The sequence below is a fragment of the Ruegeria sp. BK1 genome (genome assembly GCF_056535645.1).
In genome coordinates, this window is the sequence record NZ_JBQFIS010000003.1 from 187177 (window position 1) to 207892 (window position 20716).

The following is a 20716-nucleotide window of genomic DNA, read 5'->3' on the forward strand; positions in this document are numbered from 1 at the left end:
CATGAGCACCTTTATTCTGGCTTTCATACTGCTGGCTCTTGTGATGGTGGGCATGTCGTTGGGCGTGATGCTGATGGGCAAGACCATCAAGGGCAGCTGTGGCGGTCTGAACGCGATCTCGGGTGCGGATAAATGCGTGGTCTGTCAGAAAGATGTCGACCCGAACAGCCCGCTGCGTGATCAGTTGCAGTGCAAGCGCGCCAAGAAGATGCTGGAACAGATGGAACGCGAAGCGCAGGTGTAAATTCCGCTTCGCCGCTGACGCCGAATTGGTTAGCCTAAGCCCCGGACGATCAAAGGGGCGTATCCGTGGCAAAAGCCAAAAACATCCTGTTCATCATGTTCGACCAGCTGCGCTGGGATTACCTGAGCTGCTACGGCCATCCGCATCTGCATACTCCGAATATCGACCGGTTGGCGGCGAGGGGTGTGCGATTTGACAGGGCTTATATCCAATCACCCATTTGCGGCAGCTCTCGCATGTCGACCTATACGGGGCGCTATGTGCATTCGCACGGCGCATCCTGGAACGGCATCCCGCTGAAGGTTGGGGAGATGACGATGGGCGATCACCTGCGCAGGGCCGGAATGGAGTGCTGGCTGGTCGGCAAAACTCATATGCGCGCGGATGCCGAAGGGATGGCCCGGCTGGGTCTGGAGCCTGACAGCCTGATTGGGGCCCGTGTGGCCGAATGCGGTTTTGACGTATTCGAACGCGATGACGGGATGCTGCCCGAGGGGCCGGATGGTTATTACGATCCGGACGGCGCGAAAGAGTACAACAAGTACCTCACTGCCAAAGGGTATGAGAGTGACAACCCGTGGCACGATTTTGCCAATTCTGGTCTGGACGCAGATGGCAACGTACTGTCTGGCTGGTTCCTGAAGCATTCGACCGAGGCGGCAAATATCGCCGAGGAAGACAGCGAAACCCCATACCTGACCGGGCGCGGGATCGAGTTCATGGATACTCATGACGGCCCCTGGTGTTGCCATCTGAGCTTCATCAAGCCCCATTGGCCTTATATCGTGCCCGAGCCCTATGCCTCGATGTACGGCCCCGATGACGTGCTGCCGGTAAACCGGTCCGAGGCTGAGCGTGACAACGCGCATCCCGTTCTGCGCGCTTTCATGGATACAAAGATCGGCCAGACATTCTCGCGGCAGGATGTGCGCAAGGCGGTGATCCCCGCCTATATGGGTTTGATCAAACAGGCGGATGACCAGATGGGCCACCTGTTCGACTGGATGGAAAAAACCGGCCGGATGGAGGACACGATGATCGTGCTGACCTCGGATCACGGCGATTTTCTGGGCGATCACTGGATGGGGGAGAAGACGTTCTTCCACGACGCTTCGACCAAAGTGCCGCTGATCATCTATGATCCATCGTCCGCCGCTGACGCCACGCGCGGCACGGCCTCTGATGCGCTGGTGGAATCCATTGATCTTGCCCCGACCTTTCTTGATGTGGCGGGCGGCGCAGATGCCTCACATATTCTTGAAGGGCATTCCCTGTTGCCGATCCTGCATGGGACGCAGGCGGAAACTCCGCGAGATGTGGTGATTTGCGAATATGATTATTCGGCCTCACCGCTGGCGGAGAAACTGAATGCCTCGGTCCGCGATGCGGTGATGTTCATGGTCGCCGACAGGAAGTGGAAGCTGATCCATTGCGAGGGTGGCCATCGTCCTTTGCTGTTTGATCTGGAAAACGATCCGCAGGAATTGACCGATCTGGGCGACAGCGCCGACCACGCCGACATCATCGCGCAGATGTATGAGCATCTGTTTTCGTGGACCCGTAGGCAGTCTCAGCGCACCACGCGGTCCGAGGCGCAACTGATCGAGATGCGGACCAAAAGCCGGGGCCGGGGGGTTGTTGTTGGCATCTATGATGAAAACGACATGCCGTTGGAGTTGACGGTGAAATACCGAGGCCGCAAAACGCGCCCGTATCGGGAGATTGTTGGCAAGGATTAAATTCACCGCGTCTGCGCCAAAAGGCGGTTCACCCGGCGTCGGCCAAGGGGTAAAAGGTCAGGCAAGAGCAGCAATCCCGGAGAGTCCGAATGACCGCCCCCAAACCTGTCGTCCTGTGCATTCTTGATGGTTGGGGTCTGTCCGAGGACACCAAGGCCAACGCGCCCTATCTGGCGCAGACTCCGATATTTGACGCGATTATGGCGCAGGGGCCGCACGCGCAGCTGATCACACACGGCCCTGACGTGGGTCTGCCCAGCGGACAGATGGGCAATTCTGAGGTTGGCCATACCAATATTGGCGCAGGCCGCGTGGTGGCGATGGATCTAGGCCAGATTGATCTGGCGATCGAGGATGGGTCATTTTTCGAAAATCAGGCGTTGCAGGCTTTCATCGCGAAGGTGAAGGCGGCGGGCGGCACGGCGCATCTGATGGGTCTGGTTTCGGATGGCGGCGTGCATGGTCACCTGAACCACATCGTGGCGTCGGCCAAGGCGATCACGGATGCGGGCGTATCGGTGGCGTTGCACGCGGTGACGGATGGGCGGGACGTGGCCCCGAAATCAGCCGCGCCCTTTGTTGCTGAACTGGAAGAGCGACTACCTGACGGCGCGCAGATCGTCACTGTTAGCGGGCGCTACTATGCCATGGACCGCGACAATCGGTGGGAAAGGGTCAGTCAGGCCTATGCTGCCATGATCAACGGGCAGGGGCGGGCGGCTAGCACGGCGCATGGGGCCATCGACCACGCTTACAACCAGTCGGAAACCGATGAATTCATCGTGCCCACGGTGCTGGGCGGTTTCGATGGGGTGACGGATGGCGACGGGTTCTTCTGTCTGAACTTCCGCGCCGACCGCGCCCGCGAAATCCTGCGCGCGATTGGCGAGCCGGGTTTTGCCGATTTCGACACCGGGCCGCGTCCGCATCTGTCGGCTTTGCTGGGAATGGTGGAATACTCAGACGGCCACAACGCCTATATGACCACTGTATTCCCCAAGCGAGACATCGTGAACACCCTCGGTGAATGGGTGGCCAAACAAGGTCTGCGTCAGTTCCGTTTGGCCGAGACCGAGAAATACCCCCATGTCACCTTCTTCCTCAACGGTGGCAAGGAAACCCCCGAGGTGGGCGAAGACCGCTATATGCCCAAATCGCCAAAAGTAGCGACCTATGATTTGCAGCCCGAGATGTCGTCGGCCGAGGTGACGGCCAAATTCGTTGAGGCGATTGAAGAGGGCTATGACCTGATCGTCACCAACTATGCCAACCCCGATATGGTCGGCCATACCGGCGACCTTCAAGCAGCCATCAAGGCGTGCGAGGCGGTGGATCAGGGCTTGGCACAGGTCGTTTCTGCGCTGACCAAAGCAGGGGGCGCGATGATCGTGACGGCGGATCACGGCAACTGCGAGGTGATGGTCGACCCTGAAACCGGTGGGCCGCATACAGCGCATACGCTGAACCCGGTGCCCGTGGCTTTGGTCGGCGGACCCGAGGGCGCTACGCTGCGCGAGGGGCGGCTGTCGGATCTGGCACCGACACTGTTGGACCTGATGGGACTGGAGCAGCCTCAGGAAATGACCGGGCGCAGCTTGCTGTCATGAGGGCGCTTCCTGTTCTGCTCGCAGCCCTTCTGGCAGCCCCGCTTTACGCGCAGACGGACCCGTCCACTGCGGCGCTGAACGCGGCACGCCAGCTCGAGGCGGCCTCGATCGCGCTGACCGAAGCCGACAGCGCGCGGGATCGGGTGCGGGCGTTGACCACCACGGTGCAGGCTTATGAGGCCGGGTTGACGGCGATGCGCGAAGGCTTGCGCAAGGCCGCTACGCGCGAGGCGCAGCTGACCGCCGAACTGCACGCGCGGGAAAAGGATGTGGCGCAACTGTTGGGTGTGTTGCAAACGATCGAGACCACAGCGCCGCCGGTTTTGATGCTGCACCCTTCGGGCCCGTTGGGGTCCGCGAGGGCGGGCATGATGTTGTCCGAGGTCACGCCGGGCCTGAATGCCCGCGCTCAGGCGCTGGCCAGTGATCTGCGAGAGGTTCAGACGCTGCGCCAATTGCAGCAAAGTGCGACCGAAACCCTGACCGAAGGTCTGGTGGGTGTGCAAACCGCCCGAACCCAACTAAGCGCCGCGATTGCCGACCGTACAGACCTGCCGCGCCGCTTTGTCGAAGACCCAATTCGCACCGCCATCCTAATTTCCTCGACCGAGACTTTGGAAGGCTTCGCAAGCGGTCTGTCCGAGATTTCCGAGGGTGAGATTGCCGCCACCAATGCCGATGTATCCGACCGCAAGGGTCAGATTGACCTGCCGACGCAGGGGATCATCCTGCATCGCGCGGGCGAGACCGATGCCGCAGGCGTGACCCGCCCCGGCATTGTGATGGGCACCCGGCCCCGCGCGATTGTTACATCGCCCACGGCCGCGACGATCCGCTATCGCGGGCCGCTGCTGGATTTGGGCAATCTAGTGATATTGGAGCCGCAACCGGGTCTTTTGTTCGTCTTTTCCGGCTTACAAGAGGTGTATGGAGAGACGGGTCAGGTGATCCCGCAAGGCTCACCCGTTGGGTTGATGCCAGGTGAAACGCCGGAAATCGGCGCTATTTTGTCAACAAGCAGTGATGGCACTGGAACTGACCGCTCAGAAACGCTCTATATAGAGGTAAGACAAGAAAACAGCCCCGTGGACCCGGAATCGTGGTTTCGGACCGACAAGGATGGATAACCGAGTATGAAGAAATTTGTGATGGCCGGTTTGGCCGGAACCGTGGCAGGCATTATCGCAACCACTCAGATTGCAGGCCCCTTGCTGGCGCAAGAGGCCGAGAACAAGGCGAGCGTTTATCAGCAGCTTGACCTTTTTGGGGACATTTTCGAGCGTATCCGTTCGCAATATGTCGAAGAGGTTGAGCCCGAAGATCTGATCGAAGCGGCGATTGACGGAATGCTGACCTCGCTTGATCCCCATTCCAGCTACCTTTCGCCTAGCGATGCAGAGCAGATGCGTGTTCAGACGCGCGGTGAGTTTGGCGGGCTGGGGATCGAGGTTACGCAGGAAGAAGGCTATGTCAAAGTGGTCTCACCCATCGACGACACTCCGGCTGATGAGGCCGGGATCGAAGCGGGCGATTTCATCACCCATGTGGATGGCGAAAGCATTCTGGGCCTGACGCTGGACAAGGCGGTCGATCTGATGCGCGGGCCGGTGGGCTCGGAAATCGTGATCACCGTAGTTCGTGAGGGCGAGCAGGAGCCTTTTGACATCACCATTGTCCGCGACACGATCAAGCTGACTGCCGTGCGCGCCCGGACCGAAGGTACCAGTGTCGTTCTGCGTGTGACTACGTTCAACGACCAAACCTTCCCCAATCTGCAAGAGGGCCTGAACGAGCAGATCGAAGAGATCGGCGGCATCGACAAGGTCAACGGCGTTGTTCTGGACCTGCGCAACAACCCCGGTGGTCTGCTGACGCAGGCGATCAAGGTTTCAGACGCATTCCTGAACGAGGGCGAAATCGTTTCAACCCGTGGTCGTGACCCGGGCGAGGGTGAGCGGTTCAACGCCACCGCCGGCGATCTGGCCGAAGGCAAGCCGATCGTGGTGCTGATCAATGGCGGGTCGGCCTCAGCCTCGGAAATCGTGGCGGGTGCTCTGCAAGACCATCGCCGGGCGATTGTCGTGGGCACGAAGAGTTTTGGCAAAGGCTCGGTCCAGACGGTCATGCCGCTGCGCGGGGATGGTGCGATGCGTCTGACGACGTCACGCTATTACACGCCGTCGGGACGCTCGATCCAGGCGCTTGGGGTCAGCCCGGACATTATTGTGGAACAACCGCGTCGCGCTGCGGATACCGAGGAAGAGGAAACAAACCCCCGCACCCGGTCCGAGGCCGATCTGCGTGGCAGCCTGAACAATGACAGCCTCAGCGAGGATGAGATCCGTCAGATCGAGGAAGACCGCGCCAAGGCTGAAGAAACCGCCGAGTTGCGGGAAGAGGATTACCAATTGGCCTATGCCATCGACATCCTCAAAGGTCTGTCGGCCTTCCGGCCCAACGGCCCGTCCCAGTAAATCGAAGGGCCGCTCCAGGGCGGCCCTTTTCTTATGAACTTAGCTTTCGACCTTCCGCAGCTTCTCTTCATCCAGCATCGTCGCGAGGATCATACCGACCGAGACCGAGATGGCGGCGAAGACAAAGGCCATGTTCATGCCGCTGTCAAACGCCGATGCGATAGCGGTTTTCACCTGTTCGGCCTCTGTCGGGGTCAGCTTGGCCATCACGGTTTTGGCGGAATCGGTAGTCAGCGTGCCGCCGTTGATGGCCCTTTGATCCGCATCGGACATTTTGATGCCATCCACCGCAAGCTGTTTGCCAAGGCTGGAGAGGCTGGTGGCATACATGATCGCGGTGGCGAACGCGACTGAGATGGCACCATAGACGAGATGGGTCATGAAGCTTAACCCGCCAACAAGCCCGGCGCGTTCGGGTTTGACCGCACTGACCGCAGCCGTACCCGATGGCCCCACTGTCAGCGTTGCGCCCAGCCCGATCATGGCCATGCCGGGCAGGATCTGGAAATAGCCCAGCCCTGCAGGCATCACCACGATGCTGAGCGCCCCTACTGTGGCAATGAGATAGCCCCAGAACAACAGCCGCTTCGGCCCGAAGTCGTTATAAAGCGTCCCAGAAACGATCGACCCGATCGCCAACAGTAAAGTCAGCGGGGCCAGCCCAAGCGCTGAATGAAAGACCGACCAGCCCAGAACCTTCTGCATATATTGCGGGAAATACAGCAGCCCGACAAAGGCGGCTGAGACATTGAACATGTTCAGACCCAGCGTGATCAGAAACTCTCGGTTCTGCATCATTTGGGGCAGCAGCAGCGGCTCTTTCACACGCTTTTCGATTATGGGGAAAGACAGGAACAGCACGGCGCTGACGAAGAACACCATCAGCAGTGGCGGCGAGGCCCAACCCCAATCCGCGCCCACATCCAGTCCGTAAAGCAGCAGCAGGACCGCCAAGGACAATAGAACCATTCCGGCGATGTCCAGATGCTCACCCTGTTTGTGCTGTTTTTCACGCTCCATCAGGATCAGTGCCGTAATCATCGAGATGGTCGAGAATATGACATTGGCCAGGAAGAACAGCCTCCAATCACCGAAACTGACCGCTGCGCCGCTGATCAAGGGACCAAACACATTGCCACTGGTGACACCCGCCAAGATCATGCCCATGACCAAGGCCCGCTGTTCAGGCTTGGCGATCTTGGTGGCGCCAAAGGCCAGCGCGCAAGGCCAAACACAACCTGCGCCGATACCTTGCAAGGCGCGCGAGAGGATCAGGAAATCGAGGCTGGGGGACAGAAAACACATGACCGAAGAAAACAGAAAGATCGACAGCCCGATCAGCATCATTTTGCGGTGGCCGAACATATCCCCCATCCGGCCTCCGGCCACCATGGTCATGGCAAAGAACAGGGCGTAGATGTTTAACACCCATTGGGTCGAGGTGATGTCCGCGTCAAAGCTGTTTTCGATCGCGGGGACCAGTATCAAGGCGCCGGTAAAGTCGATCCCGATGCCAAACCCTGTCACCATCAGGGCGATGACCTTGATAATACTCGTCCGGTCCATACCAATACTCCACCAATCGCCTATCGGTTCATGATGCACGGAAAACGCTGGAAAGATAGGGGCTTGGGTCGCAGGCGTCAGGTATCGGACTGTTGCGACCGGCGAAAGGCGCGTTTCAGAAGGTCCAGTTCCGCGCGCAGCAGGTCAATCTCGGCCCGCAGATCGTCCGCCGCAGGAACCCCTGCAATGATGGTGAAATCGCCCAGTTTTTCCGAACTGTCCCGATCTAGGATGACAAAGCTGTGCACCCCGTCCGACAGAGCCGAGTTCGGGACGGGAATAGCCAGCGCCCAGCCATCGGGCGAGGCGGTCAGAGTTACGCCGTCCAACACCTCATCCCGGTAGTGAACTGAGACGTGCGGCTCGGCTGAGGATGTGATCAGCCCTTGCCAGATTCCGTTTTCCAGTCTGAGCGGCGTCAGGATGGGGTGCGTCATGATATGGGCCTCATAAATCGGCGCGATGGTGGCGGCAGAAGGTCAGTTCGCGCACAAAAATGCGGTTCATCGTCGGGGCGTCAAAGATGAGATCTAGCCAGATCTTGTCGATCCGCCGCTCGTTCAGGGGGAGGTGGGCCAAATCGAAATCGACCCCGCCTGTTCGGTTTGGGTCTAACTCCCTGAGAACCTGTTCGGTATTGGGGCCGTGCTGGATGTTCAAACGGGCCATTCCGTGTGTATCGCGTTCCGCCTCGATCTGCGCATCGACCCGTATCAGGTGCTGCTTGGTCAGACCCTGCGCGGCATCTGCGGGCAACGCGACGGACAGGGACAGAAAGGAGCCTGCGAATTCGAACACCTCGAGACTGAGCCCAAAGGGTGCCAGATCATTGTCGCGCCGGTTGCGCGTCTGGCGCAGGCTGATTTCCGACAGCGAGCAGTCGTGAAACAAGGTAGTCTGACCGTCCAACGGTGTTCTGCGCGGGGCCGAGGCCAGCCCGCTGCGCGACAGCGGTTCGCGCCAGAGGTCGGGGCGCCAGCTCCAATCTGTGCCAAGGGGTTTGGCGAATTGGTTTGATCCGATCAGGGGCCGCGTCAAACGGCCATCCGCCGCATGGATCAACCGGTCCAGATCGGCGCGCAGCTTGCGCGCTTCGTCTCGCTGGTGGCGCAACTGGGCGGGGGGTGTGTGCCCGGCCATCTGTGCGGCCTGCCGCCAACGGGCCTGCACCTTGCGGAAAATATAGCGGTCCAGAAATTTGCCCATGGTCCCCGTCATCTTTTGTTGACCACTGTTTAGTCAATGACGGTGGTTAGGATAAAGCCGAAACCCGGAAATATCGCGTTAATTCCGGCGGAACAGCCGGGTTTCGGCTGGGCAGGCGGGTTGCGATCTGATACCCGCAGGGCCGTTCTTGCAATCGCGTGGACCAATGCGTACCGTCCGGCACCTGATTGCTGTAGATCATCCGAAAAAGCGCGTATCAAAAAACTTGAGGCAAGGCCGGGGTATGGAACCCACTCTTTTTTCGTTCATTTGGAAGTATTCGAAGAAGCAACAGATTGTGCTGTTGGTGCTGACGGTTCTGTCCTTCCCGTTTCTCTACGCCTCGTTGGAGTTGCCCAAGCAGATCATCAACGATGCCATCGGTGCGCCCAGCGATACGGTGACGGTGCTGGGGATCTCGTTCACACAGGTCCAGTATCTCTTGATTCTGTGCTGCGCGTTCTTGCTGACGGTGATCATCAGCGGGCTGATGAAGATGCGCATCAACACGATGAAGGGCGTTCTGGCCGAACGGATGCTGCGTCGGCTGCGGTTCACACTGATCCACCGTACCATGCGCTTCCCAAAATCCTATTTCCAGACCACCAGCCAGGGTGAGCTGGTGTCGATGATCACCTCCGAGGCAGAGCCGATGGGAGGGTTGATGGGCGATGCGATTGCCCAGCCGGTGTTCCAGTTCGGGCAGATGATGACCATCGTCACCTTTCTATTCATGCAAAGCGTTTGGTTCGGATTGGCCAGCATCGCATTGATCCCGCTTCAAGCGTGGATCATTCCCAAGCTGCAACGGCAGATCAACCTGCTGAATAAGGACCGCATCCAGGAGGTGCGTCATCTGAGTTCGGAAATCGGCGAAAGTGCCGCGGGCATCAGTGATCTACGCACCAATGGGGGCTGGCGATATCGTCTGGCGCTGTTCAGTCATCGGTTGGGCACCTTGTTCGAGATCCGGTTCAAGATCTACAACAAGAAATTCTTCATGAAATTTCTCAACAATCTGATCACTCAGATGACGCCGTTCCTGTTCTATTCGGTTGGCGGCTATCTGGCGATCAAAGGAGAGGTTACGGTGGGCGCGCTGGTTGCGGCGCTGGGAGCCTACAAGGATCTGAGCGGCCCGTGGAAGGATTTGCTGACTTATTACAATCAGGTGCAGGATATGTCTCTGCGCTGGGAAATCGTGACCGAGCGGTTCGCGCCGGACAATATGATTCCAGAAAACCTGTTCGTGGGCGAGCCAGAGACGATTCCACACCTTACGGGCGTAATTCAGTTGCGCAACGTGACAGTCCGCGACGATGACGGCAAAACGATCCTTGAAGATATCGACCTGATGATCCCCAAGGGCGCGCGGGTTGCGATCCAATCTTCGAACGCGGCCGAGCGCAGTGCGTTGGCTCAGGTCCTCACGCGCGAGTTGCTTCCGGTGCAAGGCGATGTGACCATTGGCGGGCACAATCTGCAAGGGTTGCATCAGGCGGTGATCGCGGCCCGGATAGGCTATGCCTATTCGCGGCCCTATCTGTTCGACGGGACCTTGGGGGACAATCTGCTGATGCCCCTGCGCACCCGTCCGAAACATGCAGAAGAGGCCAAAAAAGCGCCGACACGTTGGCAGATCGAAGCGGAGCGCGCCGGAAACCCGGTGGATTCCCTGTCGGACGAGTGGATCGATCCCGCGCTGGCCGGGTTGGAGGATATCGACGACATCCGGGACTGGTGGTTCCAGCTGGTCGAATCCATGGGCATTGACGAGTTCATGTTCCGCCGGACTTTGCGGTCTCAGTTCGATCCGGTGCAGCACCCGTCGTTGGCGCGTGAAATTGTCGATCTGCGCGGCCGCGTGGCCGAGCGGTTACAGGAAAAGGGGCTGGACCGGTATGTTTACCGCTTTGACCCGGATCTGTTCAACCCGGCGGTTCCATTGGGGGGCAACCTGCTTTACGCCGCGCCGTCGCATGATATTTCGCCCGATATTCTGGCGGGCGACCGGCGGTTCATGTCGATGTTGCGGGCTCATGATCTGGATGACGACGCGATGGGGATCTCCAGCGCGGTGCTGAAGACGCTGAACCGCACTTTCGGACGGGATGGCACCGATCACCCGCTATTCCTGCGGTTGGGCATGACCAAGGACATGTATTACCGCCTGCTGGATATCGAGGAACGGCGCAAGCTGAAGGGTGAGGCCGGGATCACCGATCAGGAGCGCGCGCTGCTGTTGACCGTTCCTTTCCTGTTGACAGCGGAACAGATTGGCCCCGATTTCCCCGACGAATACAAAGAGAAAATTCTAGCCATCCGCAGCGGACAGGCGGACCGTCTGCGCGCGCATCTGAAGGGCATGTTCATCCCCGTCACGCCTGACACCTATATCGAGCGTATGACGGTTATTGAGAATGCGCTCTTTGGCCGTATCTCGTTGATGGCGGGCGCGCATGCGGATGAGATCGAGGATGTGGTGGCCGATATCTTGAACGAGGCCGGTCTGCGCCGTCGTGCGGCGGCGATCATCTATGACTTGCCCTCGGGGCTGGGCGGAAACAACCTGCCGACGGTGTTTCAAGAGCGCGCTGCCTTTTCGCGCGCTGGAATCAAGCGGCCCGATGTCCTGATCCTGGACAAGGCGCTGGCCAGCCACGATTCCGAAAGCCGACTGCGGACGCGGTTGAAACTGCGAGAGCTGTTGCCCGACTCGATCATGATCTTCATGGAAGATCACTTTGCCCATCCCGAGGCTTACGACCTGTTTGTCGAGATCAAGGATGGCCGTATCGACGGCGTCTCCAAGACGCGAACCCTGGACGAGGTGGACACGACTGAGGATCTCAGCCGCAAGCTCAAGATCATATCCTCGACCGAGCTGTTCGCCGGCATGGATGGCCGCAACCAGCGCCTGCTGGCTTTTTCGGCGCAATGGTACCATGCCACGGCTGGTCAGGTCATCTTTTCATGCGGTCAGGCACCGGATGCGGCCTATCTTTGCATCTCGGGCCGAGCCAGCCTGGAATGGCCTATCGAGGGCGGCACCTCGCGGCAGGTTTCGGTTATTGAACCGGGCCGTCTGATCGGGGATTTGTCCATCATCACTCGGGACCCCCGTCAGTTGGACCTTGTGGCGCTGGAGGAGTGTTCCTTCCTGCGCATTGGTGCCGAAGAGTTCCGCGCCGTGGTCGACAGCGACGCGGGTGTTGCCGTTCAGTTGCTTGAAACTGTTGCCGGGTATCTGACCTCACTGGCCAACCGGGTGAACGAGACCAAGGACCCAACCATCTTCCTGGAAGATCCCGGCCAGCCCGAGAGCGTAAATGAACGTGCCTGAGATCAGCTCGCCCCGCTACGGGTCGCATGAACAGCTTGTGGCCCCGGCTCGGGCGCGCGCTGAGATTTGGCGTCTGTTGGCGGGGTTGGGCATCGTCGCAGCCGTTGTCATTGCCCTGAATCTGGCGCTTCTGATCGTCATTTCAGCTATAGGGTCCTACGAATGGGCCGAGGCTTTTTTGTCCGGTTCCTCACCGTTGTCCATGTTGGTTCTGCTGAGCAGTTTCGCCTTTGTGACATTGGGCGTTCGACAGGCGGTCCGCCGTCTTCACCAAAGGTCGCTCGCGTCTGTTTTGGGCCCACTAGGTCAAAGTGTTGCACAGTTCTGGGTCGTCTTGCGCGCATTGGTGGTGCTTGGTGTCGTCATCACGGTGTTGCCGCCATATGATATGGGGGCCGCTTTCGTTCCGAATCTGGCCTTGTCGACATGGCTGTTGTTTCTGCCCCTGTCTTTAGGTGCAGTTCTGATTCAAACCAGCGCAGAAGAGTTTTTGTTTCGCGGCTATATGCAACAAGCCCTCGCTGCGCGATTCCGGTCGCCTGCGGTGTGGATACTCGTCCCATCTTTGCTGTTCGGAATAGGCCACTACGCCCCCGGTACCGCCGAAGGGAACGCCGGGCTGATTGCGCTTTGGTCTATCATGTTTGGCGTTTTCGCGGCTGATCTCACCGCGCGCTCAGGCACGTTGGGCCCTGCGATAGCACTCCATTTCTTCAACAATACCGTGGCGTTGCTGTTCATCTCGTTGCCTGACAGCCTAAGCGGCCTTGCCCTTTTCCACCTGCCTTACGACATGTCCGATACCGGTATATTGCGGCAATGGCTCTACGTGGATTTCGCCATCATGACCGTCAGTTGGCTGACCGCGCGCCTTGCGCTCAGGCGTTGATTGCATTTCTTTCCGTTGCGTCTTATTTGACGTCAAAGCCGCATTAGCAAGGTTCCGACATGAACTGGATCACAAACTACGTCCGCCCCCGGATCAACTCGATCTTTTCGCGCCGCGAGGTTCCCGAAAACCTTTGGCACAAATGCGATGAATGCGGAACGATGTTGTTTCACCGCGAACTGGCGGCAAACCAGAATGTTTGCACCCAATGCGATCATCACATGGCGATCACCCCACGGGAACGCTTTGCTCACCTGTTCGACGGCGGTATCTTTACCGAGGTAGAAGTCCCTGCGCCCAAAGACGACCCGCTGCAGTTCCGCGATCAGAAGAAATACCCCGACCGCATGAAGGCGGCGCAGAAAAAGACCGGCGAGAAAGAGGCGATGCTGGTCGCTGCTGGTGAAATCGGCCGTACTCCGATCATCGCTGCGGCGCAGGACTTTTCCTTCATGGGCGGTTCGATGGGCATGTATGTTGGCAACGCCATCATTGCCGCCGCGCAAGAGGCGGTTAAGCTGAAGCGCCCGCTGATCCTGTTTTCCGCCGCAGGTGGCGCGCGGATGCAGGAAGGCATCCTCAGCCTGATGCAAATGCCGCGCACGACTGTGGCGGTCGAGATGCTGAAAGAGGCGGGTCTGCCTTATATCGTCGTCCTAACTCACCCGACCACCGGTGGCGTCACCGCGTCCTATGCAATGTTGGGTGACGTGCACATTTCCGAACCCAACGCGCTGATCTGTTTTGCCGGGCCGCGCGTGATCGAACAAACCATCCGTGAAAAACTGCCAGAAGGCTTTCAGCGCGCTGAGTATCTGCTGGATCACGGTATGCTGGACCGCGTCACCAAGCGCACCGAAATGCGGGACGAGTTGATCACCATCACCCGGATGCTGCTGAACCAGCCGCCGGCAGTGAAAGGCGATCTGCCCGCGCCAGCTCCGGAAGAAGCACAGCCCGAAGCACTGGCTGAACCTGCGGACGAAAAATGACCTCACCGTCTTCTGACGTCATCCTCGACCGGATGATGGCACTGCATCCCAAGATCATTGACCTGACCTTGGATCGGGTATGGCGTTTGCTGGCCGCGCTGGATAACCCGCAAGAGATGCTGCCCCCGGTGATCCATATCGCCGGGACCAACGGCAAAGGCTCAACCCAGGCGATGATCCGCGCAGGGCTCGAAGGGGCAGGGCTGTCGGCCCATGCCTATACCTCGCCGCATCTGGCCCGGTTCCACGAACGTATCCGCTTGGCCGGAGAGCTGATCTCGGAACCGGCCCTGACCGAGGTGCTCGACGAATGTTACGCCGCCAATAACGGCGAAAACATCACTTATTTCGAGATCACGACCTGCGCCGCCCTTCTGGCTTTTGCGCGCACACGGGCCCATTACACTCTGCTCGAAGTGGGTCTTGGCGGGCGTCTAGACGCCACCAATGTGATCCACGAACCCGCAGTTACGGTGATCACGCCCGTGTCCATCGACCACGAACAGTTCCTTGGCAATACGCTGGGCAAGATCGCGGCGGAAAAGGCCGGGATCATCAAACCCGGCGTGCCCTGCATCGTCGGACCCCAACCCGATGAAGCGCTCGAGGTCATAGAATACACCGCCGCCCGTCTTGGCGCGCCGCTGCTGGTTTACGGCCAGCACTGGCATGTACACGAGGAAAACGGACGCCTGATCTATCAGGACGAAACGGGTCTGCGCGACCTGCCTCTGCCAAACCTGTTGGGCGCGCACCAGATCCAGAACGCAGGTGCCGCGCTGGCGGTCCTGCGCCACCTGAACCTGGGCGATGACGCCTATGAGGCCGCCGTCACCCGCGCCGAATGGCCAGCCCGGATGCAGCGCCTGAAAACCGGCCCGCTCGTTGATGCCGCTCCCCAAGCAGAGCTATGGCTGGACGGAGGCCACAACGCCGCCGCCGGGATCGCCTTGGCCGATGTGCTGGCGAAACTGCCTAAATGCCCCACCCATATGATCTGCGGGATGCTCAACACCAAGGACGTCACCGGATACCTGGCTCCACTGGCCGCACAGGCCCAAGGCCTGACTGCCGTTTCCATACCGGGAGAAGCCGCCACGCTTAGCGCCGAAGACACCGCATCCGCGGCCGCCAAAGTCAATCTGCCGGCCACTACTGCAAACAGTGTCATGGATGCTTTAACCGCCATCGTCACGGATGACCCGCAAGCCCGCGTCCTGATCTGCGGCTCGCTCTATCTGGCTGGTCACATCCTACGCGAAAACGGCTAACTCCCGATCCGTGCCGCTTCATCTGGCCAAAAATATCCCGGGGGAGGCGCGCAAGGCGCGTCGGGGGCAGAGCCCCCTATGTCCCCCAATCTTGTGCTTGCATCTCACGTAGACGCGAGGCAGTCCGTTCAAATTCAAACGTCCCTTCACCCTCGACATACAACATCTCAGGTTCCGCGGCCGCCGAGCAAATCAATCGCACCTTCGCTTCGTAAAGCGCGTCAATCAACGTCACAAAGCGTTTCGCCTCGTTAAAATTGTTGCGCGACAGGCGGGGAATGTCCTCCAACACAAGCACTTTGATGGCTTCTGCAATGGCCAGATAATCCGCAGGCCCCAACATCCGCCCACATAGATCGTAGAAGCTGGCGCGCGCCACCCCATTCCGAAACGCCGGTAGCTCGACCGCGCGACCATTGACCTGCAAAACCAAGGGATCAGCCTGACCCCCGGACAAGTCCTGCCACACAGCCCGAACGCTCTGCCGCGCCTCAGGTCCAATCGGGGTGAAATAGACCGGCGCTCCTTCCAAACGGTTCTGGCGATAGTCGGTGGGCGAGACCAACTCCCACACCTGAAGCTGTTCCTTGATATGCGCGATGAACGGCAGGAACAGCTGCCGGTTCAGGCCATCCTTATACAAATCGTCCGGGTGCCTGTTCGAGGTCGTGATCACCGCCACCCTGCCCGCATGCAGCAGGTCGAACAGACGTCCCACAATCATTGCATCGGTGATATCGGTGATCTGCATCTCATCAAAAGCCAGCAGGCGGACGGATTTCACAACCGCATCGGCCACCGGGGCCAACGCATCCTCGACGCCATCGGCGCGGGCTTTGTGCATCCCGGCATGGATTTCCTGCATGAAGGCATGAAAATGAACGCGTCGTGCGGGAATATCCTCCAGCGCATCAACAAACATGTCCATCAGCATCGACTTGCCGCGCCCAACGCCGCCCCACAGATACAACCCCTGCGGTGCAGGTGGGGCCTTGCGGAAAAATCCGCGTTTAACCGGGGCGGCCAGAGCCTGACGGATACGTTCGAAATGAGGAAGAACAGCCTCTTGCGCATCGTCTCGGGTCAGGCTGCCATCGGCAATGCGTGCCTCGTAAAGCGAAATCAAATCCGTCATATTCCGAGGCATACCCGCCGCGCAGCCCGTTGAAAAGCGGCCATTCCCGCGACGCATCAATTTTGCTGATCCGAAGTCCCAAAACTCCTGAATTGACCACGTCAAGATTTCCTCTACCGTCCTTGGACCGAACCGTCCGAGGGCCCAATGCCGCAATACGAACGCCTGCTGAACCCGATCCTGATCGTTGGCTGCATCATCATCACGGTTAGCTTTGCCGTACGCGCGTCGTTCGGGGTGTTCCAGATTCCGATCGCCGACGAATTCGGCTGGCTGCGCATCGACTTCTCGATGGCGATTGCGATTCAGAACCTGGCCTGGGGGATTGGCCAGCCGATCTTTGGTGCGCTTGCGGAAAAAATTGGTGACAGGCGCGCGATTGTTCTTGGAGCGCTGACTTATGCCGCGGGCATGGTCCTGACCGCATGGTCGGTGACACCGTTCGAACATCAACTATACGCTTGGCTTGTAGGTTTTGGCATTGCCGGAACCGGGTTTGGTGTAATCTTGGCTGTTGTCGGGCGGGCGTCGTCGGATAAGAACCGCTCGATGTCTCTGGCTATCGTGACGGCAGCGGGCAGCTTTGGACAGGTCCTTGGCGCCCCCGCAGCCGAATGGATGCTGAGCTTTCTGCCCTGGCAGCAGGTTTTCATCATCTTCGCGCTGCTTATTCTGGCCCTTGTCCTGACATTGCCTTTCATGCGCGCGCCGCAAGCGGCCACCAAGGCCGAGTTGCAGGACAGCATGGGTGAAATCCTGGCGCGCGCTTTCCGAGACCCATCTTACGCGCTGATCTTTCTAGGCTTTTTTAGCTGTGGCTACCAATTGGGTTTCATCACCGCCCATTTCCCCGCCTTCGTGACTGAGATGTGTGGGCCGATCCAACCAGGAGGAGTACTGCACGCCGTCGGGATCACGACAACATCGGCGCTGGGGGCTGTATCGATTTCTCTGATCGGTCTGGCTAATATAGGCGGCACACTGGTAGCGGGTTGGGCGGGTAGCCGCTTTCCCAAGAAATATCTGTTGGCCGGGGTCTACACGGCGCGGACACTTGCGGCCGCTGTCTTCATCGTCTTTCCGATTACACCGATCTCTGTCATCGTCTTTTCTCTGGCCATGGGGTCGCTATGGCTGGCCACAATCCCGCTGACATCAGGGCTGGTCGCCCATCTTTATGGGTTGCGGTATATGGGTACGCTCTACGGGATCATCTTTTTCAGTCACCAGATTGGTAGTTTTCTGGGCATTTGGTTGGGGGGCCGCATGTATGACGCTTATGGCGACTACACGATGGTCTGGTGGATCGGCGTTGCCATCGGTGCTTTCAGCGCAATCGTTCACTTGCCCATCCGCGAAAACCGTACCCCTGTTCCAGCGTGACCATGGCCTTAAAAACCGCCGCGCGGCACGCGCTGCCCGGCCCAACCGGAGGTGACGCATCTTTGATGCGGCTTTGACGGGCGGGAGCGTTACGCCCTTTGTGCCGCGCGTAACTCCCGTTCCAAAGCGTCCAGAAACCGGGATCGGTCGGCCCTGTTGAACGGTTTCCCTCCGCCACCCGCGCCCAGCGGATTGGCCGCGCGCAGGTCGGCCATCAGATCACGCATCGCCAGTTGCTGGCCGATATTGGCGGCGGTGAAGGCCTCGCCATTGGGGCGGAGAACCCGAGCACCGGCTTCGACGCATTTCGCGGCCAGCGGGATGTCGGACGTCACCACCACATCGCCGACACCGCAGCGCTCGGCTATCCACTTGTCCGCCTCGTCCGCGCCCTCAGATACGACCACAACCTGTACCAAAGGATTGGCCGAGGGGCGCAAACCCCCGTTTGACACCAGTGCCATCGGTACCTTGTGCCGGGTCGCCACACGTTCGGCCTCGGCTTTTACCGGGCAGGCATCGGCATCGATATAAAGCGTGGTCACGCCTTTTTCGCCTGTTTCGCTGCGGGTTTTTTCTTGACCTTGAACTCTTCGGGAATGGGCATTCGGTTGAACGCATCCAGCCCGGCGATTTTATAGGCTTCGGCCAGTGTCGGATAGTTGAACGTGTTCTGCACAAAATAGTCCACGGTGCCCTTCAGGTTCAGCACGGCCTGCGCGATGTGGATCAGCTCGGTTGCGCCTTCACCAACGATCTGCACCCCCAGCACCCGGCGGGTCTTCAGCGAGAACAGCATCTTCAGCATCCCGTGCTCCAGTCCCATGATGTGCCCGCGCGAGGTTTCGCGGAACCGCGCCACGCCGACCTCATAGGGGATACCGCGTTCTTGAAGCTCTTCTTCGGACATGCCGCAGGTGGAAATCTCGGGGACGGAGTAGATGCCGTAGGGGTACCACGGGCTTTCCGGCAGGGTTGGGGTCTCCAGCGCATGACAGGCCGCGACGCGACCTTGTTGTAGGGATGTGGATGCCAGAGAGGGATGCCCGATCACGTCGCCTGTCGCATATATATGCGGCACAGCGGTTTGATAAGTCTTGCGATCTACCGTGATCCGGTTGCGGTGATCTGTCTCCAGACCCACCGCCGACAGGTTCAGGGCCGATGTCGCGCCCATGCGCCCGGCGGCGAACAACAGCATCTCTGCCCGCACGTGGCGGCCATTGTCCAGCGTGACTTCCACATGGCCGCCGGCATCCTCAATCTTTTCGACCGCCGAACCCAACCGCAAGTCCACGCCGTTTTCGCGGATCTGATGGGTGAAATCGTGGATCAACCGGCTGTCGATGAAGTCCAGAAAGGTCTCGCGCGGCTCGATCAACGTGACCCGCACATCCAGCGCCGAGAACATGGTGGCATATTCCACCCCGATCACGCCCGCGCCGATCACGCAGAGCGACCGGGGGATCTCGTCCATTTCAAGAAAATCGTCGCCGTCCACCACGGTCTTGCCGTTGAAGGGCACATAATCGGGCCGGTAGGTCTTGGTTCCGGTGGCGATCAGGAACTTGGCGGCTGTCAGCCTGGTCGTCTTGCCCGCATCCGTTGCAACCTCGATCTCATGCGGGCCGACGAATTTCGCCAGACCGTTCAGCGTTTCCACGTGGTTGCGGTTGAACTGGTGTTCCAGAACATCGACCTCGTGATCCAGCGTCATGTGCAACCGGGCCTTGAGGTCCTCGGCCCGGATTTGGTCTTTCACCCGATAGGACCGCCCATAGAAACTGCGCTCGCGCCAGCCCGAGAGGTTCAGCACGGTTTCCCGCAGGGTTTTCGACGGGATCGTACCGGTGTGAACCGAAACGCCGCCCAAGCGGTCTTTGCGGTCGATCACCAGCACCCGGCGTTGCAGTTTGCCTGCCTGAATCGCAGCCGCCCGCCCCGAAGGGCCAGACCCGATGATGATCAGGTCGTAGTCGAAATCGCTCATGCGTTAGTCTCCGTACAGCGCCTCGGCGTGGAAGGTGATATGATCTTCCATGAAGGTCGACACAAAGAAATACGAATGGTCATAGCCCGGCTGCAAGCGATAGGTTGCCTGTTGGCGACGCTCTGCAATCGCCTGCGCCAACGCCTCAGGGCGCAGCAGGTCCATGAATTGATCGCTGGCCCCGGTGTCGATCAGGATGGGGCCGTCAAAGCCTTTTTCCTTCATCATCAGCGAGGCGTCATGTTTGGTCCATGCGGCCTCATCATCACCCAGATAGGCGCTCAACTGCTTGCGACCCCAATCGGCCCCCGTCGGGTTCGAGATCGGCGCAAAAGCCGAGACTGAGCGATAGCGCCCCGGCAGGTTCATTGCCAGCGTCAGCGCGCCATGACCGCCCATCGAATGGCCGGAGATGGCCTGACGCTCCATGTCGATGGCAAAGTTTTCAGCCAGCAGGGCGGGTAGTTCCTCGGCCACGTAATCCCACGTGTTGAAATGTGGGGCCCAAGGGGTTTGGGTCGCGTTCACGTAAAAGCCCGCACCTTGGCCCAGATCGTAGTCCTCGTGATCGGCCACGCCCTCACCACGCGGAGAGGTGTCGGGAAACACAACCGCAATCCCTTGTTCTGCCGCCCACGCCTGCGCGCCCGCTTTGGTCATCGCGTTTTCATGGGTGCAGGTCAGGCCCGAAAGATACCACAGGACTGGAACTGGGCCGTCCTTGGCCTCGGCAGGCAGAAACAGGCCAAAGGTCATGTCGCATTGGCAAGCGGTCGAGGCATGGCGGTAGACGCCCTGTACGCCTCCGAAGCAGGTGTTTTCCGAAACGGTTTCCATCTGGCTTGTGTCCTTACATTGGGGTTGCGCCATGGCTAAC

Annotated in this window: 17 protein-coding genes; 10 read left to right on the forward strand and 7 right to left on the reverse strand. The window is 59.4% G+C overall.

Annotation, left to right across the window (positions count from 1 at the left end):
- The first annotated feature begins 1 nt into the window (after window position 1).
- The 5 genes from nqrM (at window position 2) to ACR3E7_RS21825 (ending at window position 6064) form a co-directional block, all read left to right on the forward strand.
- Entirely contained in the window at window positions 2–244 is a 243-nt protein-coding gene (gene nqrM / locus ACR3E7_RS21805; protein ID WP_170356551.1) for a (Na+)-NQR maturation NqrM, read from the forward strand.
- A gap of 65 nt (window positions 245–309) precedes the next feature.
- Window positions 310–1983, forward strand: coding sequence for a sulfatase-like hydrolase/transferase (locus ACR3E7_RS21810; RefSeq protein WP_480505865.1), 1674 nt, complete (start codon window positions 310–312; stop codon window positions 1981–1983).
- Window positions 1984–2072: 89 nt separating this feature from the next.
- Window positions 2073–3590, forward strand: coding sequence for a 2,3-bisphosphoglycerate-independent phosphoglycerate mutase (gpmI, locus tag ACR3E7_RS21815; RefSeq protein ID WP_480505867.1), 1518 nt, complete (start codon window positions 2073–2075; stop codon window positions 3588–3590).
- Entirely contained in the window at window positions 3587–4717 is a 1131-nt protein-coding gene (locus ACR3E7_RS21820; RefSeq protein ID WP_170789847.1) for a murein hydrolase activator EnvC family protein, read from the forward strand. Before gpmI ends, ACR3E7_RS21820 begins: the two co-directional genes overlap by 4 nt.
- Window positions 4718–4723: 6 nt before the next feature.
- Entirely contained in the window at window positions 4724–6064 is a 1341-nt protein-coding gene (locus tag ACR3E7_RS21825) for a S41 family peptidase (RefSeq protein WP_170789846.1), read from the forward strand.
- 39 nt (window positions 6065–6103) lie between these two features.
- On the opposite strand, the gene ACR3E7_RS21830 is transcribed toward ACR3E7_RS21825, so the two are convergent.
- The 3 genes from ACR3E7_RS21830 to ACR3E7_RS21840 form a co-directional block, all read right to left on the reverse strand.
- A complete protein-coding gene (locus ACR3E7_RS21830; RefSeq protein ID WP_480505869.1) occupies window positions 6104–7630 on the reverse strand; it encodes an MFS transporter in 1527 nt (508 codons plus the stop codon).
- A gap of 77 nt (window positions 7631–7707) precedes the next feature.
- Complete coding sequence (locus tag ACR3E7_RS21835; protein WP_170785606.1) at window positions 7708–8067, reverse strand: hypothetical protein; 360 nt, start codon at window positions 8065–8067, stop codon at window positions 7708–7710.
- A gap of 10 nt (window positions 8068–8077) precedes the next feature.
- Window positions 8078–8836: a DUF6478 family protein gene (locus tag ACR3E7_RS21840; RefSeq protein ID WP_480505871.1), complete on the reverse strand. Its 759-nt coding sequence runs from the start codon at window positions 8834–8836 to the stop codon at window positions 8078–8080.
- Window positions 8837–9080: 244 nt separating this feature from the next.
- On the opposite strand from ACR3E7_RS21840, the gene ACR3E7_RS21845 reads away from it, so the two are divergent.
- The 4 genes from ACR3E7_RS21845 to ACR3E7_RS21860 are packed head-to-tail and all read left to right on the forward strand — an operon-like array spanning window position 9081 to window position 15331.
- Window positions 9081–12179, forward strand: a complete 3099-nt coding sequence (locus ACR3E7_RS21845; protein ID WP_480505873.1) for an ABC transporter transmembrane domain-containing protein — start codon at window positions 9081–9083, stop codon at window positions 12177–12179.
- Window positions 12166–13068 carry a CPBP family intramembrane glutamic endopeptidase gene (locus tag ACR3E7_RS21850; RefSeq protein WP_480505875.1) on the forward strand — a complete coding sequence of 301 codons (903 nt, stop codon included), beginning with the start codon at window positions 12166–12168 and terminating at the stop codon, window positions 13066–13068. Before ACR3E7_RS21845 ends, ACR3E7_RS21850 begins: the two co-directional genes overlap by 14 nt.
- A gap of 59 nt (window positions 13069–13127) precedes the next feature.
- On the forward strand, window positions 13128–14060 hold the full coding sequence (gene accD / locus ACR3E7_RS21855) for an acetyl-CoA carboxylase, carboxyltransferase subunit beta (protein WP_170773120.1): 933 nt from the start codon (window positions 13128–13130) through the stop codon (window positions 14058–14060).
- Entirely contained in the window at window positions 14057–15331 is a 1275-nt protein-coding gene (locus ACR3E7_RS21860; protein WP_480505877.1) for a bifunctional folylpolyglutamate synthase/dihydrofolate synthase, read from the forward strand. Before accD ends, ACR3E7_RS21860 begins: the two co-directional genes overlap by 4 nt.
- A 76-nt stretch (window positions 15332–15407) precedes the next feature.
- On the opposite strand, the gene zapE is transcribed toward ACR3E7_RS21860, so the two are convergent.
- On the reverse strand, window positions 15408–16466 hold the full coding sequence (gene zapE, locus ACR3E7_RS21865; RefSeq protein ID WP_480505879.1) for a cell division protein ZapE: 1059 nt from the start codon (window positions 16464–16466) through the stop codon (window positions 15408–15410).
- Between the two features lie 147 nt (window positions 16467–16613).
- Between zapE and ACR3E7_RS21870 the strand changes: the two genes are divergently transcribed.
- Window positions 16614–17849 carry an MFS transporter gene (locus tag ACR3E7_RS21870; RefSeq protein WP_480505881.1) on the forward strand — a complete coding sequence of 412 codons (1236 nt, stop codon included), beginning with the start codon at window positions 16614–16616 and terminating at the stop codon, window positions 17847–17849.
- Window positions 17850–17938: 89 nt separating this feature from the next.
- Here ACR3E7_RS21870 and ACR3E7_RS21875 read toward each other — a convergent pair whose 3' ends face one another.
- The 3 genes from ACR3E7_RS21875 to fghA are packed head-to-tail and all read right to left on the reverse strand — an operon-like array spanning window position 17939 to window position 20676.
- Window positions 17939–18394: a YaiI/YqxD family protein gene (locus ACR3E7_RS21875; RefSeq protein ID WP_170789838.1), complete on the reverse strand. Its 456-nt coding sequence runs from the start codon at window positions 18392–18394 to the stop codon at window positions 17939–17941.
- Window positions 18391–19839: a Si-specific NAD(P)(+) transhydrogenase gene (gene sthA, locus ACR3E7_RS21880; RefSeq protein ID WP_170785590.1), complete on the reverse strand. Its 1449-nt coding sequence runs from the start codon at window positions 19837–19839 to the stop codon at window positions 18391–18393. The genes ACR3E7_RS21875 and sthA overlap by 4 nt, the downstream gene beginning before the upstream one ends.
- A gap of 3 nt (window positions 19840–19842) precedes the next feature.
- On the reverse strand, window positions 19843–20676 hold the full coding sequence (fghA, locus tag ACR3E7_RS21885) for an S-formylglutathione hydrolase (RefSeq protein ID WP_480505884.1): 834 nt from the start codon (window positions 20674–20676) through the stop codon (window positions 19843–19845).
- Between the last annotated feature and the right edge of the window lie 40 nt (window positions 20677–20716).

What these genes read in the sequence shown, in the direction of transcription:
- nqrM (WP_170356551.1), top strand. Translation starts at nt 2, where the DNA reads ATGAGCACCTTTATTCTGGCTTTCATACTGCTGGCTCTTGTGATGGTG.
- gpmI (WP_480505867.1), top strand. Translation starts at nt 2,073, where the DNA reads ATGACCGCCCCCAAACCTGTCGTCCTGTGCATTCTTGATGGTTGGGGT.
- ACR3E7_RS21820 (WP_170789847.1), top strand. Translation starts at nt 3,587, where the DNA reads ATGAGGGCGCTTCCTGTTCTGCTCGCAGCCCTTCTGGCAGCCCCGCTT.
- ACR3E7_RS21825 (WP_170789846.1), top strand. Translation starts at nt 4,724, where the DNA reads ATGAAGAAATTTGTGATGGCCGGTTTGGCCGGAACCGTGGCAGGCATT.
- ACR3E7_RS21830 (WP_480505869.1), bottom strand. Translation starts at nt 7,630, where the DNA reads ATGGACCGGACGAGTATTATCAAGGTCATCGCCCTGATGGTGACAGGG.
- ACR3E7_RS21835 (WP_170785606.1), bottom strand. Translation starts at nt 8,067, where the DNA reads ATGACGCACCCCATCCTGACGCCGCTCAGACTGGAAAACGGAATCTGG.
- ACR3E7_RS21840 (WP_480505871.1), bottom strand. Translation starts at nt 8,836, where the DNA reads ATGGGCAAATTTCTGGACCGCTATATTTTCCGCAAGGTGCAGGCCCGT.
- ACR3E7_RS21845 (WP_480505873.1), top strand. Translation starts at nt 9,081, where the DNA reads ATGGAACCCACTCTTTTTTCGTTCATTTGGAAGTATTCGAAGAAGCAA.
- ACR3E7_RS21850 (WP_480505875.1), top strand. Translation starts at nt 12,166, where the DNA reads ATGAACGTGCCTGAGATCAGCTCGCCCCGCTACGGGTCGCATGAACAG.
- accD (WP_170773120.1), top strand. Translation starts at nt 13,128, where the DNA reads ATGAACTGGATCACAAACTACGTCCGCCCCCGGATCAACTCGATCTTT.
- ACR3E7_RS21860 (WP_480505877.1), top strand. Translation starts at nt 14,057, where the DNA reads ATGACCTCACCGTCTTCTGACGTCATCCTCGACCGGATGATGGCACTG.
- zapE (WP_480505879.1), bottom strand. Translation starts at nt 16,466, where the DNA reads ATGACGGATTTGATTTCGCTTTACGAGGCACGCATTGCCGATGGCAGC.
- ACR3E7_RS21870 (WP_480505881.1), top strand. Translation starts at nt 16,614, where the DNA reads ATGCCGCAATACGAACGCCTGCTGAACCCGATCCTGATCGTTGGCTGC.
- sthA (WP_170785590.1), bottom strand. Translation starts at nt 19,839, where the DNA reads ATGAGCGATTTCGACTACGACCTGATCATCATCGGGTCTGGCCCTTCG.
- fghA (WP_480505884.1), bottom strand. Translation starts at nt 20,676, where the DNA reads ATGGAAACCGTTTCGGAAAACACCTGCTTCGGAGGCGTACAGGGCGTC.